Source organism: Blastomonas sp. (assembly GCF_041747255.1).
In the GTDB taxonomy this organism is placed as follows: Bacteria; Pseudomonadota; Alphaproteobacteria; order Sphingomonadales; family Sphingomonadaceae; genus Blastomonas.
Genome location: NZ_JBGTFM010000242.1, coordinates 1 through 4,628, shown reverse-complemented (window position 1 = coordinate 4,628; position 4,628 = coordinate 1). Strand labels below are relative to the sequence as shown.

6 protein-coding genes are annotated in these 4,628 nt (G+C 58.6%); 2 read left to right on the top strand and 4 right to left on the bottom strand.

What is annotated here, in order from left to right; genetic code table 11:
• From ACEW8G_RS08500 to ACEW8G_RS08490, 3 genes are all read right to left on the bottom strand, one after another.
• Positions 1-531, bottom strand: a 531-nt coding sequence (locus ACEW8G_RS08500) for a metal ABC transporter permease (protein ID WP_373487995.1), incomplete at its 3' end; no start/stop codon positions are given.
• Positions 528-1,280: an ATP-binding cassette domain-containing protein gene (locus ACEW8G_RS08495; protein ID WP_373487994.1), complete on the bottom strand. Its 753-nt coding sequence runs from the start codon at positions 1,278-1,280 to the stop codon at positions 528-530. The genes ACEW8G_RS08500 and ACEW8G_RS08495, both read right to left, overlap by 4 nt.
• Positions 1,277-1,819, bottom strand: a complete 543-nt coding sequence (locus ACEW8G_RS08490; RefSeq protein WP_373487993.1) for a Fur family transcriptional regulator — start codon at positions 1,817-1,819, stop codon at positions 1,277-1,279. The genes ACEW8G_RS08495 and ACEW8G_RS08490 overlap by 4 nt, the downstream gene beginning before the upstream one ends.
• Positions 1,820-1,875: 56 nt before the next feature.
• Between ACEW8G_RS08490 and ACEW8G_RS08485 the strand changes: the two genes are divergently transcribed.
• Positions 1,876-2,910: a zinc ABC transporter substrate-binding protein gene (locus ACEW8G_RS08485; RefSeq protein ID WP_373487992.1), complete on the top strand. Its 1,035-nt coding sequence runs from the start codon at positions 1,876-1,878 to the stop codon at positions 2,908-2,910.
• Between the two features lie 190 nt (positions 2,911-3,100).
• Complete coding sequence (locus tag ACEW8G_RS08480) at positions 3,101-3,301, top strand: hypothetical protein (RefSeq protein WP_373487991.1); 201 nt, start codon at positions 3,101-3,103, stop codon at positions 3,299-3,301.
• 174 nt (positions 3,302-3,475) lie between these two features.
• Here ACEW8G_RS08480 and ACEW8G_RS08475 read toward each other — a convergent pair.
• Positions 3,476-4,628: hypothetical protein (locus ACEW8G_RS08475; protein WP_373487990.1), on the bottom strand; the 1,153-nt coding region annotated here is incomplete at its 5' end.

Genomic DNA, 4,628 nt, shown 5'->3' with positions numbered 1-4,628 from the left:
CAATGCCAGCGTCAGGACCAGTTGTTCGCGCTTGGGGTCGATCCCGCTGGCGTGCGCCAGATCCTCGTTCAGCGTGGCGGTCAGCAGCGCCGACCAGCGCCAGCCGATCAGCGCCACCACAAGGGCTGCACCCCCCCAGATAACCGCCAGGTCCATGCGCGACACGGCAAGGATATCACCGAAAAGATAGGCCATCAGATCGATCCGAATACCTGACAGGAACGACACCGCGACCAGCCCGAAGGCCAGCGCTGAATGGGCCAGCACGCCCAGGAGCGTGTCCATCGCATAGCCGCGCCCCGTGAGCAGGTTCACCGTCAGGGCCATCAGAAGTGCTATCACCATGGCCCCGGCGAAGACCGAGATCGACAGGGCCAGCGACAGCGCCACGCCGAGGATCGCGGCATGCGCCGTCGCATCACCGAAGTAGGCCATGCGCCGCCAGACGACGAAACAGCCCAGAGGGGCCGCTGCAAGGGCGACACCGATTCCGGCCAGCGTGGCGCGTACCATGAAATCGTCCAGCATCATTCGGCGGCTTTCGTGTGGTCTTGGTGATGATCGTGCCCGTGATCATGTGCATGGTCGTGATCGTGGCGATAAAGCGCCAGCGCACCCATCGTGCCCGACCCGAAGAGCGCGCGGTATTCCGGGGCCGAAGCTACGACCTCGGGCGTGCCTTCGCAGCAGACATGTCCATTAAGACAGATCACCCGGTCCGACGCGCTCATTACCACATGCAACTCATGGCTGATCATCAGGACGGCGCAGCCGGTGTCGCGCCGTACGGTCTCGATCTGGCGGTAGAACGCGGCAGACCCCGGCTGGTCCAGCCCCTGCGTCGCTTCGTCGAGCAGCAGCAAGTCCGGCCTTCCGATCAAAGCGCGCGCCAGCAGCACCCGTTGGAACTGACCTCCCGAAAGCTGCGACATTTGTGCCCCGGAGAGGTCTGGCACACCGGCCTGGGTTAGCGCTTCGCCAAGATGATCTGTAGAAACCCCTCCTGTCAGCGCCAAAAAGCGCGCCACGGTCATCGGCAGTGTCGGATCAATGTGCAATCGCTGCGGGACGTAGCCCAACCGCAAGTCGGTGCCGCGCGTAACCCGACCTTGCGACGGCTTCACAGCACCGATGATAGACCGCAGCAGGCTGGTCTTGCCCGAGCCGTTGGGCCCCAAGATCGTCACAATCTCACCGGGTTCAACCTTAAGCGAGACGTGCGACAACACCGTCTTTGCGCCATAGCGAACGCTCAGGTTCTCTACTTGTACAAGGCTCATACGGATGCATTCCCAATGGCTTTGTCGGGGACCTTTTCAGCGCAAGTCGGACAGACCCCTTCAGCTTCGACCACAGTGCGCTCAATCCGAAATCCGATTGCGCGGGCGGCGGTGCCCAAGGCACCTTTGGCTACAACCGAGTGCGCCTCGGCCACGGAATCACACAAGCGGCAGATCATGAACGCAGGCGCGTGGTTTTCGCCGGGGTGGGCGCAGGCGATGAAGGCATTCAGCCGTTCGATCTTATGGGCCAATCCATGAGCGACAAGAAAATCAAGGGCGCGGTAGGCAACAGGTGGCTGTGAGCCAAAGCCTTCGTCGCGCAGCCGGTCCAATATTGTGTAGGCACCGAGAGCCCGGTGTTCCTGCAACAGAATTTCCAGCACCTTGCGGCGTACGGGCGTGAACCGCAAACTTTCCTTGGCACAGCATGCTTCGGCAGCTGCAAGCCCGTCAATCACACATGTGTCGTGGTCGTGATGCGCGAACCCCATCGGAGATGCGGTGCCTTCCAGATCGTTCGACGAGCCACTTGTCATGTTATCACGTTTCCAATATGAACACTGCTATGTTATAAAATCACATGGAGAACCCGATGTCCAGAATGTTGCTGCCCCTTTCGTTGACCACCGCCCTGATGGGAGGGGCCGCCTTTGCGGACGTGCCCCGCGTCGCGGTTGACATCGCCCCGGTCCATTCGCTGGTCGCGCGCGTGATGGATGGCGTAGGAACACCCGACCTGATCGTCCAGTCCGGTGCCAGCCCACATGAATATTCGCTCCGCCCCTCCGAGGCAACCGCGTTACAGGAGGCGGATCTTGTCTTCTGGGTCAGCCCCGATCTGACCCCATGGCTGGAAGATGCGATAGGGACACTGGCGAGCAGTGCCTCTGTGACAGAGTTGCTGGAAGCCGACGGGACAATCGAGTTGGAGTTTCGCGAAGGTGCGCTTTTCGAAGCGCATGAGGAACAGGGCGAGGGCGAGCACGAAGAGCATGCCGAAGGAAAACACGAGGAACATTCCGAGGGTGAGGAGCATGCAGATCACGAAGAGCACGCCGAGGGAGAACATGAGGAGCACGCTGAAGAAGAGGCTGGTCATGAGGGCCACGACCATGGCGAACATGACCCCCACGCGTGGCTGTCGCCACAGAATGCTGCAACCTGGCTCAATGTGATCGCAGGTCAGCTTTCCGCAACCGATCCGGACAATGCCGGTGCATATTTTGCAAATGCAGCCGCAGGCCGGGCCGAGATCGACACCCTGACCGCCGAAGTCAATGCAATGCTGGAACCTGTGCGGGGCGCGCAGTTTATCGTATTTCACGACGCCTATCAGTATTTCGAATCTGCCTTCGATTTCCCCGCGTCGGGAGCCATCTCGATCAGCGACGCTTCCGACCCAAGCCCGGCCCGGATCTCCGAAATTCGTGCGCGGATCGCGGATGAAGGTATCGATTGCGTGCTGGCAGAGCCGCAGTTCAACGCAGGTCTTGTGGCAACAGTTCTTGACGGAACCGAAGCCGGAACCGGTATTCTCGACCCTCTTGGCTCGGATCTGGAACCCGGCCCTGCGCTCTATCCGCAGCTTATTCGCAATCTCGCAACAAACCTCGTGCAGTGCCTGTGACAGCGAAACGAGCGCAGGCGTCAGCGATGAAACCCGCTAATCAGTAGGCAACTTCCGCGATTTCTTCTTGTCATCCTTTTATGGGGATGTGTCTCGGCAGCCATGCCAAGGCACATCCCCAAATCTTCGCGGGCGCCCGAACGAGCTTCTTGTTCACAGAGGAAGGACACATTGGTGCGTTTAGGGTTTCATGGACCACAACATCTCTACCACGCTGTCGCAATTTGATGTCCATGATCCCGAAGAGGATGATGAAAGCAGTCTTGACGACACGGCCCGTGCCACGATCGCTGCCGCAGAGACGGATTGGGAACAGGCGTTCATGGGGGATAATTATCTGGAAGTTGCAGGCCGGATACCCCTGACCAGATCCAGAACGCAATATGGATGACCAAGGACGACCAAATTACGCTCGGCTCCGATTTGTCCTTGGCCAGAACCTTAAAGTTTGTCGTCCTTGGCCACCGTTTGGCGGCTGTCTACTCAGGTGCTGCGACCATGCCACTTTCGGATTTTACGCAGGCATTGCCACCGGCTGCCTGCGCACTTGTGACCGCTGATGGCGTCAGCCTCCAAATGGCACGACGACTGACACACCAATGGCCTGCGATTTCACGCCGCCGACATCAAAAAACCCGATGCCCCCGCCAACTTCGACACCACTGGAGAAAGCGTAGTCGATGCCCAGCGAGACGAGATGATCAGAACTCGCAGCTGAATTGTTGATGCCGGTCAGGGATGCTGAATAGCTCCAGTCGCCGACGCCATAGCTGCCACCAAATGTAGCGTAGGTGGCATTATCGCCCGCACCGCCAAAGCCGTCGAAATAGGCGACTTCAGCGATCATGTTGAACCCATTCGAGAAATCATGCGTCAGGCCAACCACGGCCCCGGTCTCGTCCGATACATCCCCGGCCCCGGCCGAAAGATGCCTGGCACCGACCCAATAAGTCGTCTCGCCCATTTCCTGCGTCCATTGCAAAGCCACGTTATCCAGCTTGCCAGTGTTGCCTGCACCGCCTGCGGCGGTTGTGTTGCGCCCGCGTTTCGTTCCCAATGAATTGCTCAAAGCAGTGTCATCCGCATAAAAGACCGCGAAGGAAATCGTCCCCCCCGTCTCCCCGACCGGGTAATCTACGGAGGCGCCGATGACTTCACTCAATTCGTAATCCTCGGCCAGCGAAGTGCCGTAAAAGCCCGGCGTTTCGTCCCAGGCAAAGGCGAATGTCGGACTGATCTTTCCGACCGACAATGTGGCGGGTGCAAGATCAAAACGAAGTCCCAACTCGCTTACGTAGAGCCCCATATCGTCGAACTCGCGCGAGGCAAGCGGATCGGTCACGGATTCGAGCGTCAGCCCCCCGAACAGGGTGATCCGCCTTGTGATCGCAGCTTCGAATGCCAGCTCCGCTTCAATATACGCATTTGTAAGCTCGGCTGTGAGGTCATCGGAAGAAACAGTGCTGTCCACGCCTATTTCGACGGAGCCTTCCCACGTAAAGCCACTTTCCTGCGCATGAGTGGCCGTAGCCGCGAATAATACGAGCCCAGTTCCGATAGCAAGATTTTTAGTTTTAATGGTATTGATTTCTTTCCTTGAGCCACCCGCAAGGTCGCAATATTGATTCGTTACGTTATCACATGTACTTATCACACTCCTGTTATCAGGACTGCAATACCTCATCGTATGCGACGGGATTGATAAGAAAAATGGCAGA